This is a genomic window from Pseudomonas sp. FIP_A4, assembly GCF_036701605.1.
In the GTDB taxonomy this organism is placed as follows: domain Bacteria; phylum Pseudomonadota; class Gammaproteobacteria; order Pseudomonadales; family Pseudomonadaceae; genus Stutzerimonas; species Stutzerimonas phenolilytica.
Map to the genome: position 1 here is coordinate 39,999 of NZ_JAYDXP010000116.1, position 16,146 is coordinate 56,144.

The 16,146-nt window shown below is 67.2% G+C and carries 15 protein-coding genes; 6 read left to right on the forward strand and 9 right to left on the reverse strand.

From position 1 onward, the window contains the following. The first annotated feature begins 118 nt into the window (after positions 1-118). Positions 119-343 (forward strand): DUF2188 domain-containing protein, encoded by a 225-nt coding sequence (locus U8L64_RS03920; protein ID WP_043297537.1) that lies wholly within the window; start codon positions 119-121, stop codon positions 341-343. Between the two features lie 2 nt (positions 344-345). Here the strand turns inward: U8L64_RS03920 and U8L64_RS03925 are convergent, their stop codons facing one another. From U8L64_RS03925 to gcl, 6 genes are all read right to left on the reverse strand, one after another. After that, complete coding sequence (locus tag U8L64_RS03925) at positions 346-1,212, reverse strand: urea transporter (RefSeq protein ID WP_333394209.1); 867 nt, start codon at positions 1,210-1,212, stop codon at positions 346-348. A gap of 95 nt (positions 1,213-1,307) precedes the next feature. Further along, on the reverse strand, positions 1,308-2,723 hold the full coding sequence (gene pyk / locus U8L64_RS03930; RefSeq protein WP_043297539.1) for a pyruvate kinase: 1,416 nt from the start codon (positions 2,721-2,723) through the stop codon (positions 1,308-1,310). Positions 2,724-2,746: 23 nt separating this feature from the next. Then, the gene (locus tag U8L64_RS03935; protein ID WP_333394212.1) at positions 2,747-4,018 is read right to left on the reverse strand and encodes a glycerate kinase type-2 family protein; all 1,272 of its coding nucleotides are present in this window, start codon (positions 4,016-4,018) and stop codon (positions 2,747-2,749) included. Positions 4,019-4,351: 333 nt separating this feature from the next. Further along, a complete protein-coding gene (locus tag U8L64_RS03940; protein ID WP_237265026.1) occupies positions 4,352-5,239 on the reverse strand; it encodes a 2-hydroxy-3-oxopropionate reductase in 888 nt (295 codons plus the stop codon). Between the two features lie 26 nt (positions 5,240-5,265). Then, complete coding sequence (gene hyi, locus U8L64_RS03945; RefSeq protein WP_043297542.1) at positions 5,266-6,048, reverse strand: hydroxypyruvate isomerase; 783 nt, start codon at positions 6,046-6,048, stop codon at positions 5,266-5,268. 161 nt (positions 6,049-6,209) lie between these two features. Beyond that, a complete protein-coding gene (gcl, locus tag U8L64_RS03950; RefSeq protein WP_333394218.1) occupies positions 6,210-7,991 on the reverse strand; it encodes a glyoxylate carboligase in 1,782 nt (593 codons plus the stop codon). A 114-nt stretch (positions 7,992-8,105) separates the two neighbouring features. Here gcl and U8L64_RS03955 point away from each other — a divergent pair, with 114 nt between their 5' ends. After that, positions 8,106-9,014, forward strand: coding sequence for a LysR family transcriptional regulator (locus U8L64_RS03955; RefSeq protein WP_008567695.1), 909 nt, complete (start codon positions 8,106-8,108; stop codon positions 9,012-9,014). A gap of 5 nt (positions 9,015-9,019) precedes the next feature. Here U8L64_RS03955 and uraH read toward each other — a convergent pair whose 3' ends face one another. Next, positions 9,020-9,430, reverse strand: coding sequence for a hydroxyisourate hydrolase (uraH, locus tag U8L64_RS03960; protein ID WP_043297546.1), 411 nt, complete (start codon positions 9,428-9,430; stop codon positions 9,020-9,022). 18 nt (positions 9,431-9,448) lie between these two features. After that, positions 9,449-9,937 (reverse strand): GlcG/HbpS family heme-binding protein, encoded by a 489-nt coding sequence (locus U8L64_RS03965; protein ID WP_156715197.1) that lies wholly within the window; start codon positions 9,935-9,937, stop codon positions 9,449-9,451. Between the two features lie 141 nt (positions 9,938-10,078). On the opposite strand from U8L64_RS03965, the gene U8L64_RS03970 reads away from it, so the two are divergent. From U8L64_RS03970 to U8L64_RS03985, 4 genes are all read left to right on the forward strand, one after another. After that, complete coding sequence (locus U8L64_RS03970) at positions 10,079-10,753, forward strand: heavy metal response regulator transcription factor (protein ID WP_043297549.1); 675 nt, start codon at positions 10,079-10,081, stop codon at positions 10,751-10,753. Next, positions 10,750-12,123 carry a heavy metal sensor histidine kinase gene (locus U8L64_RS03975; RefSeq protein WP_156715193.1) on the forward strand — a complete coding sequence of 458 codons (1,374 nt, stop codon included), beginning with the start codon at positions 10,750-10,752 and terminating at the stop codon, positions 12,121-12,123. Before U8L64_RS03970 ends, U8L64_RS03975 begins: the two co-directional genes overlap by 4 nt. 57 nt (positions 12,124-12,180) lie before the next feature. Then, entirely contained in the window at positions 12,181-12,978 is a 798-nt protein-coding gene (xth, locus tag U8L64_RS03980) for an exodeoxyribonuclease III (protein WP_043297551.1), read from the forward strand. Positions 12,979-13,063: 85 nt separating this feature from the next. Next, the gene (locus tag U8L64_RS03985; RefSeq protein ID WP_008567688.1) at positions 13,064-13,516 is read left to right on the forward strand and encodes a PA2169 family four-helix-bundle protein; all 453 of its coding nucleotides are present in this window, start codon (positions 13,064-13,066) and stop codon (positions 13,514-13,516) included. Between the two features lie 61 nt (positions 13,517-13,577). Here the strand turns inward: U8L64_RS03985 and lon are convergent, their stop codons facing one another. Then, complete coding sequence (gene lon / locus U8L64_RS03990) at positions 13,578-15,965, reverse strand: endopeptidase La (RefSeq protein ID WP_138300302.1); 2,388 nt, start codon at positions 15,963-15,965, stop codon at positions 13,578-13,580. Positions 15,966-16,146: the final 181 nt, after the last annotated feature.

Consider the following 16,146-nt stretch of genomic DNA (forward strand, 5'->3'; position numbering starts at 1 on the left):
AAAACCCCGGCGTTAGAGGGTTTTAATCACCATTAGGGTCGAGATAACCCTGGAACGAACCATCGCGCCCCGCATGTGCCCTATGAAAAGAGCCCACCACCACTGCGGGGAGACCGACATGGAGACCTACCACATCACCCTGGAAGGCAATCGCTGGCTGCTGCGCGAAGAAGGCGACCCACGCGTGCTGATCGAGACCGCCAGTCGCGACGCGGCGCTCGAGCAGACCCGCGACTACCTGAAGCTGCGCACGGCGACGGTGCAAATCCACGGGCGCGATGGCCAGCTGGAAGAAGAGCGCCACTACCCGCAGGACCAGAACCCGTGTGCAACCGGTGGCTGAGGCTAGGCGTTCCCGGGTTGCGGGCGAAACCGCCGCGACGCCAGCGCCACCAGCCAGCAGGCGAGGATGAACGGCATCGTCAGCGGCGGCAGGCCCAACCGCTCGAAAGCCAGCCGCGCCAGCACGGCGGCGATAATCGCCAGCAACGGCGCCCAGGCCGAGCGCTGCACCTGGCTCACCGCCAGCGCGGCCAGCGCCGGGTTGTAACCGGCCAGACCCGCGACGATCGCATCGTGCGCACCGCCGAGCAGCAGGCCGATGCCCAGACCCGCGGCAGAACCGGCCAACATCCAGCGCGCGGCGCGTCGGTCGGCCAGCCAGACCGCTACCAGCACCAGCAACCCTGCCAGCGGCTGGTCGAGGAAGATCACCTGGCCGATGCCGGCAGCGATGCCGAACGCCAGTGCCTGCGCATCGAGTGGCAGCGTCGGCGCTGGTGCGACGGTCGCCCCTGGCAGCAGCGCCAGCGCGAGCCAGCCGAACAGCACGAAGGGCAGGGTGAAACCGGGCAGCCACCGGCGCTCGCGCAGGCCGGCGAGCAGGCGCGTCTGCAACAGGTCGATGACCAGCGTGGCGAGCACGATCAACCCCAGCGAAAACGCCGAAAGCCCCAGTTGCAGCACGATCAGCAGGCCCAGCAGCGCACTGTTGTAGCCGTACAGCCCGCAGTCGATATCGGCCCGTTGACGCCCCAGCGCGGCAGCGCCGAACGTACCGGCGAGCGCCCCGGCCAGCGCGCCGGCCAGCAGCAGCGGCGCATGCAGGGCGATGGCGAGCGCGATCAGCAGCCCGCAGAGCGGATGGGCCTGCAAGAAGATCTGGCTGAAGCCGTTGAGCACGGCGCTGACATGACGCGGGAGGCGGAGCATTGGAAGCCTGACGGGGGACTGGTGCGGGCGTGCATGCTACAGCGCAGCGGCGCCGGCCCCCAGGCCGACGCGCTGCGCCGCGTTCAGACAGGCGCTCAGGCGAGCATTTCGATGCGCAGCGAATTGGTGGTACCCGGCTTGCCCAGCGGTACGCCGGCGGTGATCAGCACGGTATCGCCGCTGCCGGCCATGCCACGGGCGCGGGCCAGCTCCAGCGCCTGCGCGCAGACCTGCTCCATGTCGCGCAGCGGCGCCTCGACCAGCGAGTAGACACCCCAGGCGACGGTCAGCTTGCGCGCCGTGGCCAGGTTCGGCGTCAGGCTGAGGATCGGCGTCGCCGGCCGCTCGCGCGAGGCGCGCAGGCTGGAGGCGCCGGATTCGGTGTAGTTGACCAGCACCGCGATCGGCAGGATGCCGCTGATGCGGCGGATCGCGCAGCTGATCGCATCCGACAGCGTGGCCTCGGCGCTCGGCCGGTGCACGTCGAGCTGCGCCGAGTAGTCCGGGCCGCTCTCCACCTGGCGGATGATCTTGCTCATCATGCTCGCCGCTTCCAGCGGGTAGTCGCCGGAGGCGGTCTCGGCCGAGAGCATCAGCGCGTCGGCGCCTTCGGCCACCGCGTGGGCGACGTCGGTGACTTCCGCGCGGGTCGGCGCCGGGGCGAAGCGCATGGATTCGAGCATCTGCGTGGCCACCACCACCGGGCGGCCGAGCTGGCGGCAGATGCGCACGATGTTCTTCTGGATGCGCGGCACATTCTCGGCCGGCACCTCCACGCCGAGGTCGCCGCGCGCCACCATGATGGCGTCCGACAGCCGGGCAATCTCGCGCAGATGCTGCACCGCCGAGGGTTTCTCGATCTTGGCCATGAGGAAGGCGCGTTCGCCGATCAGCTCGCGCGCCTCGTGGATGTCCTGCGGGCGCTGCACGAACGACAGCGCCACCCAGTCCACGCCCAGCTCCAGGCCGAAGGCCAGGTCGCGGCGGTCCTTGGCGGTCAGCGGCGAGAGTTCCAGCACCGCCTCCGGCACATTGACGCCCTTGCGGTCGGACAGCTCGCCGCCGGCCATCACGCGGGTCTCGATGACGTCGTTGTGCTTGGACAGTACGGTCAGGCGCAGGCGGCCGTCGTCGATCAGCAGCGTCATGCCGGGTTCCAGCGCGGCGATGATCTCCGGGTGCGGCAGCATCACGCGGTGCTGGTCGCCCGGCGTCTCGTCCAGGTCCAGACGGAATTTCTGCCCGCGCTCGAGTTGCACGCGGCCGGCGGCGAAGCGGCCGACGCGCAGCTTCGGTCCCTGCAGGTCCATGAGGATGCCGATGGCCTGGTTCTGCTCGCGCTCGACCTGGCGAATCCAGTGAAAACGCTCGGCGTGGTCGGCATGCTCGCCGTGGCTGAAATTCAGACGGAACAGGTTCACGCCGGCGTCGACCAGCGCGCGCACGTCGTCGATGCTGCGCGTGGCGGGGCCGAGGGTGGCGAGAATCTTGACCTTCTTGTCGGGCGTCATGAGCGGATACTCCCTGTGGGCCGCTAGGCAGTGGGCGGCAGAATGAGGATGGCGCGGAAATCGTTGACGTTGGTGCGCGTCGGCCCGGTGACGATCAGGCTGTCCAGCGCGGCGAAGTAGCCGTAGCCGTCGTTGCTGGCCAGCGCGTCGGCGGCGCGCAGGCCGAGGGCCCCGGCACGGGCGAAGCTGTCCGGGGTCATCAGCGCGCCGGCGTTGTCTTCCGAGCCGTCGATGCCGTCGGTGTCGCCGGCCAGCGCGTAGACGTTCGGCAGGCCCTGCAGCGCTTCGGTCAGGCCGAGCAGGAACTCCGCGTTGCGCCCGCCACGGCCGTTGCCGCGCACGGTCACCGTGGTTTCTCCCCCCGAGAGGATCACGCAGGGCGCGGCGATCGGCTGACCATGCAGCACCACCTGGCGGGCGATGCCGGCGTGGACTTTGGCCACCTCGCGCGCTTCGCCCTCCAGGTCGCCGAGGATCAGCGGGGTGATACCGGCGGCGCGGGCCACTTCGGCGGCGGCGTCGAGCGACTGCTGCGGCGTGGCGATCAGCTGGAAGTGGCTGCGCGAGAGCAGCGGATCGCCCGGCTTGAGCGTCTCCGAACGCGGGTCTTCGAGCCAGGCGCGCACGTGGGCCGGCACCTCGATGTGGTAACGCGCGAGGATTTCCAGCGCCTGCGCCGAGGTGGTCGGGTCGGCCACGGTCGGCCCGGAGGCGATCACCGTCGCCTCGTCGCCCGGTACATCGGAGATCGCGTAGGTGTACACGCTGGCCGGCCAGCAGGCCTTGGCCAGGCGGCCGCCCTTGATCGCCGAGAGGTGCTTGCGCACGCAGTTCATCTCGCCGATGTGCGCGCCGGAGCGCAGCAGCGCCTTGTTGATCGCCTGCTTGTCGGCCAGCGAGATGCCTTCGGCCGGCAGCGCCAGCAGCGAGGAGCCGCCGCCGGAGAGCAGGAAGATCACCCGGTCGCTTTCCTCGAGATTGCTGACCAGCTCCAGCACGCGACGGGCGACGCGCTCGCCGGCGTCGTCCGGCACCGGGTGCGCGGCTTCCACCACCTCGATCTTGCGGCAGTTGGCTCCGTGCTCGTAGCGGGTCACCACCAGTCCGGAAATCTCGCCTTCCCAGACCTGTTCGATGGCTTCGGCCATGGCCGCGGCGGCCTTGCCGGCGCCGATGACGATGGCGCGGCCGCTGCGATCCTCCGGCAGTTGATCGGCCAGCACCTGGCGCGGATGGGCGGCGTCGATGGCACTGTCGAACAGCTGGCGCAGCAGGGTGTGCGGGGCGATGGGCATATGCGGGCTCCTTTTATTTGGGTCTGCGCCGATTCCAGTCCTCAAGGCTCGATAAGGCAAGCACTGAGGGTTGGAATCGACCCGCCCGGCGGTCGGGCCGTGACTCCTTCTGCCGGGCGAATCGAAAGGGTTGCCGTCCGAAGACGGCGGTTGAACCGCGGCGGCGCGAGGTGAGGTCGTGGGGGGACACTGTGATTCCGGCCCCGCGACGCCGTGGTTCAACTCTCGAAGCGCCGCTGCGTCTGACGCTGCGGTGGCCCACCACCCGGGGTTCTGTCTGTCCTGAAGGTGGGTACCGCATGGCCCGACGCAGCGGGCTCGGGAGCTGCTTGATTACTTGCGGATCGAGAAGTTGGCCATGTGCTCCAGCCCCTTGATCAGCGCCGAGTGGTCCCAGCCGCTGCCGCCGATGGCCGCGCAGGTGCTGAACACCTGCTGGGCGTTGGCGGTATTGGGCAGGTTCAGACCCAGTTCACGCGCGCCGTTGAGCGCCAGGTTGAGGTCCTTCTGGTGCAGGCTGATGCGGAAGCCCGGGTCGAAGGTGCCCTTGATCATGCGCTCGCCGTGCACTTCGAGAATCTTCGAGCCGGCGAAACCGCCCATCAGCGCTTCGCGCACCTTGGCTGGGTCGGCGCCGTTCTTGGCAGCGAACAGCAGCGCCTCGGCCACCGCCTGGATGTTCAGCGCGACGATGATCTGGTTGGCCACCTTGGCGGTCTGGCCGTCGCCGTTGCCGCCGACGCGGGTGATGTTCTTGCCCATCGCCTGGAACAGCGGCAGGGCGCGCTCGAAGGCATTCGGGCAGCCGCCGACCATGATCGACAGGGTGGCCGCCTTGGCGCCTACTTCACCGCCGGAGACCGGGGCGTCGAGGTAGGCGGCGCCGGTGGCCTTGATCTTCTCGGCGAACTGCTTGGTGGCGGTCGGCGAGATCGAGCTCATGTCGATCACCACCTTGCCGGCGCCGACGCCTTCGGCCACGCCGTTCTCGCGGAACAGCACGTCCTCGACATGCGGGGTGTCCGGCACCATGACGATGACGAACTCGGCTTCCTGGGCGACTTCCTTCGGGTTGGCCAGGGCGACGGCGCCGCCTTCGACCAGCGCGGCCGGAGCGGCGTCGTGGTGAGTGGAAACGAAGATGTCGTGACCGGCTTTCTGCAGGTTTAGTGCCATGGGCAGACCCATGATGCCGGTGCCGATGAATCCGATTTTAGCCATGAGAGTTCTCCTTCAATTCGTTCGGGTCAGATCGCGTTATGCGCTTTCATCCAGCCGAGGCCGGCTTCGGTGGTGGTGGCCGGCTTGTACTCGCAGCCCACCCAGCCCTGGTAGCCGATGCGGTCCAGGTGTTCGAACAGGAAGCGGTAGTTGATCTCGCCGGTGCCCGGCTCGTTGCGGCCGGGGTTGTCGGCCAGCTGTACGTGGTTGATCGCCGCCAGGTTGCTTTCCATGGTCCGGGCCAGGTCACCTTCCATGATCTGCATGTGATAGATGTCGTACTGCAGGAACAGGTTGGGGTGGCCGACCTTGTCGCGAATCTCCAGCGCCTGCGAGGTGTTGTTGAGGAAGAAACGCGGGATGTCGCGGGTGTTGATCATCTCCATCACCAGGCGGATACCGGCCTCTTCGAGCTTCTCGGCGGCGTAGCGCAGGTTCTCGATGAGGGTGATTTCCAGCTTGCCGAGGTCGGCATTCTTCGGCGCGATACCGGCCAGGCAGTTGACCTGGGTATTGCCCAGCACCTTGGCGTAGGCGATGGCCTGATCGACGCCGGCGCGGAACTCCTCGACCCGCTCCGGCAGGATGGCGATACCGCGCTCGCCACCGGCCCAGTCGCCGGCCGGCAGGTTGAACAACACCTGGGTCAGGTCGTTGGCCTCCAGCCGGGCCTTGATCTCATCGGCCGCATAATCGTAGGGGAACAGGTACTCGACGCCGGAAAAACCGGCCTTGGCGGCGGCCTCGAAGCGGTCGAGAAAGTCCTGTTCGGTGAACAGCATCGACAGGTTGGCGGCAAAGCGGGGCATGGTTTTCTCCTGATCTGTAGGGATCACATTCGGTTCTGCATTGCGGTGGCGTGGTGGCCACCCTGGGTGTTGCGTTTGCGGTGGATATGCTTCGCGATATCCACCCTACGTAACCATTCGTAGGGTGGAAGACCGCGAAGCGTCTTCCACGCGGTTGCCAATCAATCCAGCAACCCAACCGCCGTCGGCGCATCTTCCCGGCCTTCGGCCAGCGGCTCGAACTCGTTGATGGCGTCGATCTCGGTGCCCATGGCGATGTTGGTCACCCGCTCGAGGATCACCTCGATCACCACCGGCACCTGATGCTCGGCCATCCAGGCCTGGGCCTGTTCGATGGCCGGGCGCAGGTCTTCCTGCTTGAACACGCGGATCGCCTTGCAGCCCAGGCCCTCGACCACCGCGACGTGGTCGACGCCGTAGCCTTCCATGCCGCTCTGGTCGGCATTGATGTTCTCGAAGCCCAGCTGCACGCAGTAATCCATCTCGAAGCCGCGCTGCGCCTGGCGAATCAGCCCGAGGTAGGCGTTGTTCACCAGGATGTGGATGTACGGCAGCTTGAACTGCGCACCCACGGCCAGCTCCTCGATCATGAACTGGAAGTCGTAGTCACCCGAGAGCGCCACCACCTTGCGGGTCGGGTCCGCGGCGACCACGCCAAGCGCCGCCGGAATGGTCCAGCCGAGCGGGCCGGCCTGGCCGCAGTTGATCCAGTGGCGCGGCTTGTAGACGTGCAGGAACTGCGCGGCGGCGATCTGCGACAGGCCGATGGTGCTGACGTAGCAGGCATCCTTGCCGAACGCGTTGTTCATGCACTGGTATACGCGCTGCGGCTTCATCGGCACGCTGTCGAAGTGGGTCTTGCGCAGCATCGTGCGCTTGCGCTCATGGCAGTCGGCAGCCCAGCTGCTGCGATCCGGCAACTGGCCGGCGGCCTTGCGCTCCTTGGCGACCTCGACAAACAGCTTCAGCGCGGCGCCGGCATCGGAGGTGATGCCGTAGTCCGGCGAGAACACCCGGCCAATCTGGGTCGGCTCGATGTCCACGTGGACGAACTTGCGGCCCTTGGTGTAGACCTCGACCGAGCCGGTGTGGCGGTTGGCCCAGCGGTTGCCGATGCCGAGCACGAAGTCGGACGCCAGCATGTTCGCGTTGCCGTAGCGGTGGCTGGTCTGCAGGCCGCACATGCCGGCCATCAGCGGGTGATCGTCGGGAATCGAGCCCCAGCCCATCAGCGTCGGGATCACCGGCACGCCGACGGTCTCGGCGAACTCCACCAGCAGCGCTTCGGCACCGGCGTTATAGATGCCGCCACCGGCGACGATCAGCGGGCGCTCGGCGGCGCAGAGCATGTCGATGGCTTTCTCGATCTGCTTGCGGGTGGCCGCCGGCTTGTAGACGGAAAGCGGCTCGTAGGTATCGACGTCGAACTCGATCTCGGCCATCTGCACGTCGAACGGCAGGTCGATCAGCACCGGACCCGGACGGCCCGAGCGCATCACGTGGAAGGCCTGCTGGAACACGCGCGGCACCAGCGCCGGCTCACGCACGGTCACCGCCCACTTGGTCACCGGCTTGGCGATGGACTCGATGTCCACGGCCTGGAAGTCTTCCTTGTAAAGGCGGGCACGCGGCGCCTGGCCGGTGATGCAGAGAATCGGGATGGAATCGGCCCAGGCCGAGTAGAGGCCGGTGATCATGTCGGTGCCGGCCGGGCCGGAGGTGCCGATGCACACGCCGATGTTGCCGGCCTTGGTGCGGGTGTAGCCCTCGGCCATGTGCGAGGCGCCCTCGACGTGGCGGGCAAGAATGTGGCGGATGCCGCCATCGGCACGCAGTGCGGAATACAGCGGGTTGATCGCCGCGCCGGGAATGCCGAAGGCGGTGTCGATGCCCTCCTTGCGCAGTACCGCGACGGCGGCATCGATTGCTCTCATGCGGGCCATGGTTCTTCCTCCTCGAGGGATCCGATAGTTTTTGTAGGTGGCCCAAGCATGCCGGCCTGGATTCCATGGCGGAATTGGCCGAGACTTCAGTTCTGTCGATATCAGGAGTATCGAATGGATCGATATACGAGCTTGCGCAGCTTTGTGCTGGTCGCCGACTGCGGCAGCTTCGCCGCCGCTGCGCACAAGGAAAACGTCACGCCGGTGGTGATGGGCCGGCGGCTGGATGCGCTGGAGCGTCATCTGGGCGTGAAGCTCATGCACCGCTCGACCCGCGGCCTGTCGCTGACCGATCTGGGCGAGCAGTACCTGGAGCGTGCACGCGGGTTACTGAGGGACTTCGACGAGGTGGACGCCAGCATCAGCCATGATCGCAACTCGGTACGTGGGCATCTGGTGGTGTCGGCGCCGGCAGCGTTCGGTCGCCGGCATATCGGCCCGCACGCGCCGGCATTCCAGGCGCGCTACCCGGACCTGCAGCTGTCGTTCAACTTCACCGACAGCGTGGTCGATCTGGTGCGCCACGGTTACGACATGGGCATCCGCATCGGCGAGGTCACCGACCCCAACTACGTGGCGGTCAAGCTGTACCCCAATCGCCGCGTGGTCTGTGGCGCGCCGTACTATTTCGATCGCCAGGGCGTGCCGCGGGTGCTGGAAGACCTGACGCGGCACAACTGCCTGGCCTTCAATCTGCAGGGCGGCCAGCAGCGTGGCTGGACCTTCCTGCGCGACGGCAAGCAGGTGGCGATCCGCGTATCCGGCAATCTCGACTGCAACGACGGCGAACTGCTGTTCGACTGGGTCAAGCAAGGCCTGGGCATCGGCTGGCGCTCGACCTGGGAAATCCAGGCCGAGCTCAAGCGCGGCGAGCTGGTCACGGTACTCGACGAGTACGCGCTGCCGGCCTACGACATCCAGGCGGTGTATCCGCAGCAGCGCTACCTGCCGGCCAAGGTGCGTTTCTTCATCGATTACCTGAAAGGCATCTACAACGCCCCCGGCTACTGGGAAACGCGCTGATCGGCTCAGTTGCCGCGGTAGGTGGAGAAGCCGTAGGGGCTGAGCAGCAGCGGGATGTGATAGTGCTCCACGCTGCCATCGGCTTCGAAGATCACCGGAACTTCCGGGAAAAAGGTGCTGGCGTTGTGTGCGGCGAACCAGTCGCCGGTCTTGAAGGTGACGCGGTAGGTGCCTTTCTCCAGCGCCTTGCCTTCGGGATACAGCGCGGTGATTCGACCCTGCGCGTTGGTCTCGGCGCTGTTGAGCGATTTCCAGGTGTCACCCTGACGCTGCTCCAGAGTGACGCGCACGTCCGGTGACGGCAGGCCGTTTTCCAGATTGAGCACATGCACGCTGAGCGGGTTGCCGGCGGCCAGAGTGAGACCGGACAGGCCGCTGAGCATCAAGCCGGCGGCGATTGAACGTAGTGCTTTCATGGTGTTTTTTCCTTTTCTTCAGTGGGAGGAGGGCAGCAGTTTTTCGATGGCGGCCACGGCGCAGGCCTCGTCGTTCTTGGCACCGCCGGCACCGGCCACGCCGATGGCGCCGATCACCTCGTCGCCGACCTTCAGCGGCACGCCGCCGCCGAGCAGCAGCAGTTCGTCCAGGGTGTTGAGGTTGGCTGCATCCGGCGTGTTGGCGGCGCGCTCGGCGAACAGGCGGGTCGGCGTCTTGCTCGACAGCGCGGTGTAGGCCTTGCGCTGCGCGGCGAGGGTGTTGTGCGGGCCGACGTTGTCGTCGCGGCGCAGGGCGACGAGGTTGCCGCCGCGATCGACCACGGCGACCACCGCGGTGCGGTTCTGTGCGTGGCAGGCATCCAGGGTCTGCTGAATCAGACCGTCGGCCAGGGCCAGCGAGACGTTGTGCTGACTGAGCGGTGCCGGCGGGGCGGCGTGGGCGCCGAAGGCCAGGGTCAGCAATGACAGGGTGGCGGCGATACGCATGGCGGGTTCCTTGGGTGGTTGAGCGTTGGAGCGCATGCTGCCGCCCGGCGACCGTCAGAAACGTTGCCGACGCATTACGCTTTTGTAATGGCTCGCCCTACGGCGACTGCCTAACCTAGGCGCATTCAACGAGGCGAGCCGATGCGAATTCTGGTGGTGGAAGACGAGGCCAAGACGGCCGATTACCTCAAGCGCGGGCTGGAAGAGTCCGGCTATCGCGTGGAGGTCGCGCGCAACGGCATCGACGGCAAATACCTGATCGAGGAGGAGGCCTTCGATCTGGTCATCCTCGACGTCATGCTGCCGGGGCTCGATGGCTGGCAGCTGGTGCAGGTGGTGCGCCAGCGCTCGGCGCATACGCCGGTGCTGTTCCTCACCGCGCGCGACGCGGTGGAAGACCGGGTGCGCGGGCTGGAGCTGGGCGCCGACGACTACCTGATCAAACCCTTTTCCTACGCCGAGCTGCTGGCGCGGGTGCGCACGCTGCTGCGTCGCGGCCCGCCACGGGAAATCGAGCAGTTCCACGTCGCCGACCTGGAGCTGGACCTGCTGCGTCGCCGCGTCACCCGTCAGGGCGAGCGCATCAACCTGACCAACAAGGAGTTCGCCTTGCTGCACCTGCTGCTCAGCCGTCAGGGCGAGGTGCTGTCCCGCGCGCAGATCGCTTCGCAGGTCTGGCAGATGAACTTCGACAGCGACACCAACGTGGTGGACGTGGCGATCCGCCGCCTGCGTGCCAAGGTCGACGATCCCTATCCGCACAAGCTGATCCACACCGTGCGCGGCATGGGTTATGTGCTGGACCCGACGCTATGAGCCGGCTGCCACGCTCGCTGAGTCTGCGCCTGGCGCTGGCCTTCGCGCTGGTCGCAGGGGTGCTGCTCGGTGCCATCGGCCTGTACCTGTACCGCTCGCTGGAGCGCGAGATCGTCTGGCGCGACGACCAGGCGCTGCTCGGCCGGCTCGAACGCATGCAGGCGCTGCTCGACGACAGCGCCAGCGTCGACGCGCTGCGCCAGCGCCCGCAGCTCTACGAGAACATGCTGGGCAATCGCGACAGCCTGCTCTGGCTGCTCGACGCCCAGGGCCGCGCGCTGATCGAGATCAATCCGCCGCGGCTGGCGCTGCCGCCGCTGGCCGGTAGCGACCAGCCGTTGTTGCAGGATATCGGCGCGGCGCGGCTGGCCTGGCGCCGGCTGCCGGGTGAAGCCGGCCTGACGCTGGTGGCCGGGCGCCTGCTGGCTGAGCGCGAACAGATGCTTGCGGCCTACCGGCTGCGGCTCTGGCTGGCGCTGGGCGTCGGCGCGCTGCTGGCCTCGCTGCTCGGCTGGGCGATCAGCCGGCGTGCGCTGCGTCCGGTACGCCGGCTCACCGAACAGGCGTTGCGCATCGACGTGCAGAACCTGCATCGCCGCCTCGAAGGCGATGCCATGCCGGCCGAGCTGGAGCCGCTGCGCGCCGCGCTGAACCAGATGCTGGCGCGGCTGGAGCAGGGCTTCGCACGGCTGTCGCGCTTCAGCGAGGACCTCGCCCACGAGATGCGCACGCCGCTGGGTAACCTCATGGGGCAGACCCAGCAGCACCTGAGCCGACCGCGCAGCGAGGAGGCGTACCGGGCGCTGCTGGAGTCCAGCCAGGAAGAGTACGAACGGCTGGCGCGAATGATCGACAACATGCTGTTCCTCGCCCGTGCCGAGCAGCCGGCGACGGTGATCGAGCGACGCCTGCTGGCGCTGCCGGAGCTGGTCGGGCAGCTGTGCGAGTACTTCGAAGGCATCGCCGAGGAACGCGGCATCCAGCTGATCGACCAGAGCGAAGGCACGTTGATGGCCGATGCCGAGCTGGTGCGTCGCGCGTTGGCCAACCTGATCGCCAACGCGCTGCGCTATGCCGATGCCGGCAGTGCGGTGCGCATCCTCAGCGGCAACGAGGAGGGCTGGCGCTGCGTCAGCGTGGTCAATCAGGGCGCGCCGATCGCCGAGGCGCACTGGCCGCGGTTGTTCGACCGCTTCTACCGCTGCGATCCGGCACGTGCCGAACCGGGTGACTCCGGCGGGCTGGGGCTGGCCATCGTGCGTTCGATCATGCAGCTGCATGGTGGCGAGGTGCGGGTGCACAGCGACGCGCAAGCCACGCGGTTCACGCTGCGCTTTCCAGCGGCAGATGCGGGAGGGCATGACGCCTAGCGTGCGGCGCGGTCAGAGCTAAGGTGAAGACTCAACGCATGACGACGAGGCCCCGCCGTGGATCAGCTGAACATCGCCACCTTCAATATCAACGGCATCCGCGCGCGGCTGCCCAACCTGCTGGAATGGCTCGCTCGCGAGCAGCCGGACGTGGTCTGCCTGCAGGAGCTCAAGGCGCAGGATGCCGACTTTCCCCGCGACGACATCCGCGCCGCCGGCTACGGCGCGATCTGGCACGGGCAGAAATCCTGGAACGGCGTGGCGATCCTGGCGCGCGATTGCGAGCCGCTGGAAATCCGCCGTGGCCTGCCGGGCGATCCGGACGACAGCCACAGCCGCTACCTCGAAGCGGCGGTGCACGGCGTGATCGTCGCCTGCCTCTACCTGCCCAACGGCAACCCGCAGCCCGGGCCGAAATTCGACTACAAGCTGGCCTGGTTCGAGCGGCTGATCGAGCACGCCGCCGGATTGCTCGCCAGCGGCCACCCGGTGGTGCTGGCCGGCGACTACAACGTGGTGCCGACCGACGCGGACATCTACAACCCGCGCTCCTGGCGCAAGGACGCGTTGCTGCAGCCGGAAAGCCGCGACTGCTACGCGCGGCTGCTGGCGCAAGGCTGGACCGATGCGCTACGCGCGCGCTACCCCGATGAACCGGTGTTCACCTTCTGGGACTACTTTCGCCAGCACTGGCAGAAGAACTCCGGCCTGCGCATCGACCACCTGCTGCTCAGCCCGGACCTCGCGCCGCGCTTGCGCGACGCCGGCGTGCATCGCTGGGTTCGCGGGCAGGAACACGCCAGCGACCATGCGCCCGCGTGGGTGCTGCTGGATGCCTCCGGGCGGTCCGGCTGAACCTTTTTTCCGGCCCGGCAGTCGACCCTACTGAGGCCGGGCAGCGCGCGTTCCGGCCATTTCAGTCGATCCCGAGGAGAGAGAAATGGATACGAAAGACACGATTTCGGTGCTCAACGACCTGATCGAAACCAGCAAGGACGGCGAAAAGGGCTTCATGGAGTGTGCCGAGGATCTGCGCGATCCGCAGCTCAAGAGCACCATGAGCCAGCGCGCCCGCGACTGCGCCACGGCCGCGGCGGAACTGCAGCAGATGGTGCGCTCGCTGGGCGGCGATCCGGAGACCTCTACCAGCATGGCGGCCGACATGCACCGGCGCTGGGTCGATCTCAAGTCGATGATCACCGGCAAGGACGACGAGGCGATCCTCAACGAATGCGAGCGTGGCGAGGATGTCGCGGTGAAGAGCTATCGCAAGGCGCTGGAGAAGGATCTGCCGGCCGAGGTGCGGCTGGTGGTCGAGCGCCAGTACCAGGGCGTGCTGCGCAATCACGACCAGGTCAAGGCACTGCGCGACGCCGCACGCGCGCGCAGCTAAGCGACGCGCGAGCCGGAAGCTCCAGGCGAGCTTCCGGCTTTCCCTGCCGTCACAACTCCCCTCAGAACAGCACCTTCGCCACGTCGGCGAAGCGCCGGGCGAAATGCACCGTCAGGCCTTCCTTCAGGTAGTCCGGCAGCTCCTCGAAGTCGCCGCGGTTGGCTTCCGGCAGGATCAGCTCGAAGATCTTCTGTCGCCGGGCGGCAATCACCTTCTCGCGCACACCGCCAATGGGCAGCACCAGTCCGGTCAGCGTCAGCTCGCCGGTCATCGCCACGCCTTTCATCGGCGGCTGGTTGCGCGCCAGCGACAGCAGCGCGCTGGCCATGGTGATGCCGGCGCTGGGGCCGTCCTTGGGCGTCGCGCCTTCGGGTACGTGCAGGTGCACGAAGGCCTGGTCGAAGAACGCCGGATCGCCCTTGAACTGCTTGAGGTGCGAACTGACATAGCTGTAGGCGATCTCCGCCGATTCCTTCATCACCTCGCCGAGCTGGCCGGTGAGCTTGAAGCCGCGGTTGAGCGTATGGATGCGCGTCGCCTCGATGGGCAGGGTGGCGCCGCCCATGCTGGTCCAGGCCAGCCCGGTGATCACGCCGACGCCCGAGAGCACCTGCTCGCTGCGGAACACCGGCTTGCCGAGGTAATGCTCGAGGTCCTTCGGGGCAATCTTCAGTGTGGCCTGCGGGTCTTCCAGCAGCTGGACCACCGCCTTGCGCACCACCTTGCCGAGCTGTTTCTCCAGCTGGCGCACACCGGCCTCACGGGCATAGCCCTCGATCACCGCCTTGAGGGCGCTGTCACTGATGGCCAGGCGCTCTTTCGGCACGCCGGTCTTGTCCAGCAGCTTGGGCCACAGGTGGCGCTTGGCGATCGTGAGCTTTTCCTCGGCGATGTAGCCGGACAGGCGGATCACTTCCATGCGGTCCAGCAGCGGACCGGGGATGGAATCCAGCGTGTTGGCCGTGCAGACGAACAGCACCTTGGACAGGTCCAGACGCAGGTCCAGGTAGTGGTCGAGGAATTCGACGTTCTGCTCCGGGTCCAGCGTCTCCAGCAGCGCCGAGGCCGGGTCGCCCTGGAAGCTGGCGCCGAGCTTGTCGATCTCGTCGAGCATGATCACCGGATTCATCACCTCGACTTCCTTCAGCGCCTGCACCAGCTTGCCGGGCAGGGCGCCGATGTAGGTGCGGCGGTGGCCCTTGATCTCCGCCTCGTCGCGCATGCCGCCGACCGAGAAACGATAGAACGGCCGCCCCAGCGACTCGGCGATGGACTTGCCGATGCTGGTCTTGCCCACGCCCGGCGGGCCGACCAGCAGCACGATGGAGCCGGCGATCTCGCCCTTGAAGGCGCCGACGGCGAGAAACTCGATGATCCGCTGCTTGATGTCGTCCATGCCGGCGTGGTGCTTGTCGAGCACCTTGCGCGCACGCTTGAGGTCGAGCTTGTCCTGACCGTGCACGCCCCAGGGCAGCGCGGTGGCCCAGTCCAGGTAGTTGCGGGTGACGGCGTATTCCGGCGAACCGGTTTCGAGGATCGACAGCTTGTTCAGCTCCTCGTCGATGCGCTTTTGCGCGGCTGGCGGCACCACTTTGCCTTCCAGGCGGGCGCGGAACTCGTCAGCGTCGGCGCTCTTGTCGTCCTTGGTGATGCCCAGCTCGCGCTGGATGATCTTCAGCTGTTCCTTGAGGAAGAACTCGCGCTGGCGCTCGCCGATCTTGCGATTCACCTCGCCGGTCAGCTCCTTCTGCAGCTTCGCCACCTCGACCTCGCGGCGCAGCAGCGGCAGCACCTTCTCCATGCGCTTGAGCACCGGCACGCAGTCGAGCACCTCCTGCAATTCCGTGCCGGGCGCGGTGGTCAGCGCGGCGGCGAAGTCGGTCAAGGGCGACGGGTCGTTGGGGCTGAAGCGGTTGAGGTAGTTCTTCAGCTCTTCGCTGTACAGCGGGTTGAGCGGCAGCAGCTCCTTGATCGCGTTGATCAGTGCCATGCCGTAGGCCTTCACCTCGTCACGCGGGTCGGCGTCGCTCTTGGGGTAGTCGACCTCCACCAGATACGGCGGCTTGCGCCGCAGCCAGCCACGGATGCGTACGCGCGCCAGACCCTGGGCGACGAACTGCAGCTTGCCGCCCTCCTGGGTGGCGTGGTGCACGCGCACCATGGTGCCGTGCTCGGGCAGGCTGGCGGGGTCGAAGGTGGCCATATCCAGCACCGGCGAGTCGACGAAGAACAGCGCCACGCGCTGGTGCGGCGTCTTGGCCACGCGCGCCAGGGTCTCGGCCCAGGGGTCTTCGTTGACGATCACCGGCAGCACCTGCGCCGGGAAGAACGGCCGGTTATGCACCGGAATGATGTAGAGCTTGTCCGGCTGCTGCTGGTCCGGCAGCACCAGACCGTTGGAGGAAATGAATTCCTGCTCGAGATGATCCTGATTGACGTCGTCGTTCATGCGGCACCCGTTGCGATTACTTGCGGGATACATGGTGGCCGTCCGGCCGATTTCAATCCCGCCGGCCGGGGCTGGGCGGCGTCCGCCGGCTTCGGGTAGAGTGCTGCATGCCGTTTGCGTCACCTTGCGGTCGCGAACGAGCGCGCCGGGCGCCCGACGCAACGGCGCCCGGCGCATCGGC

Bases quoted from the DNA above. Each gene is read 5' to 3' on its own strand.
- gcl (WP_333394218.1), bottom strand. From the start codon at position 7,991: ATGGCCCGCATGAGAGCAATCGATGCCGCCGTCGCGGTACTGCGCAAG.
- hyi (WP_043297542.1), bottom strand. From the start codon at position 6,048: ATGCCCCGCTTTGCCGCCAACCTGTCGATGCTGTTCACCGAACAGGAC.
- U8L64_RS03940 (WP_237265026.1), bottom strand. From the start codon at position 5,239: ATGGCTAAAATCGGATTCATCGGCACCGGCATCATGGGTCTGCCCATG.
- U8L64_RS03970 (WP_043297549.1), top strand. From the start codon at position 10,079: ATGCGAATTCTGGTGGTGGAAGACGAGGCCAAGACGGCCGATTACCTC.
- lon (WP_138300302.1), bottom strand. From the start codon at position 15,965: ATGAACGACGACGTCAATCAGGATCATCTCGAGCAGGAATTCATTTCC.
- U8L64_RS03935 (WP_333394212.1), bottom strand. From the start codon at position 4,018: ATGCCCATCGCCCCGCACACCCTGCTGCGCCAGCTGTTCGACAGTGCC.
- pyk (WP_043297539.1), bottom strand. From the start codon at position 2,723: ATGACGCCCGACAAGAAGGTCAAGATTCTCGCCACCCTCGGCCCCGCC.
- uraH (WP_043297546.1), bottom strand. From the start codon at position 9,430: ATGAAAGCACTACGTTCAATCGCCGCCGGCTTGATGCTCAGCGGCCTG.
- U8L64_RS03955 (WP_008567695.1), top strand. From the start codon at position 8,106: ATGGATCGATATACGAGCTTGCGCAGCTTTGTGCTGGTCGCCGACTGC.
- U8L64_RS03920 (WP_043297537.1), top strand. From the start codon at position 119: ATGGAGACCTACCACATCACCCTGGAAGGCAATCGCTGGCTGCTGCGC.
- U8L64_RS03985 (WP_008567688.1), top strand. From the start codon at position 13,064: ATGGATACGAAAGACACGATTTCGGTGCTCAACGACCTGATCGAAACC.
- U8L64_RS03925 (WP_333394209.1), bottom strand. From the start codon at position 1,212: ATGCTCCGCCTCCCGCGTCATGTCAGCGCCGTGCTCAACGGCTTCAGC.
- U8L64_RS03965 (WP_156715197.1), bottom strand. From the start codon at position 9,937: ATGCGTATCGCCGCCACCCTGTCATTGCTGACCCTGGCCTTCGGCGCC.
- U8L64_RS03975 (WP_156715193.1), top strand. From the start codon at position 10,750: ATGAGCCGGCTGCCACGCTCGCTGAGTCTGCGCCTGGCGCTGGCCTTC.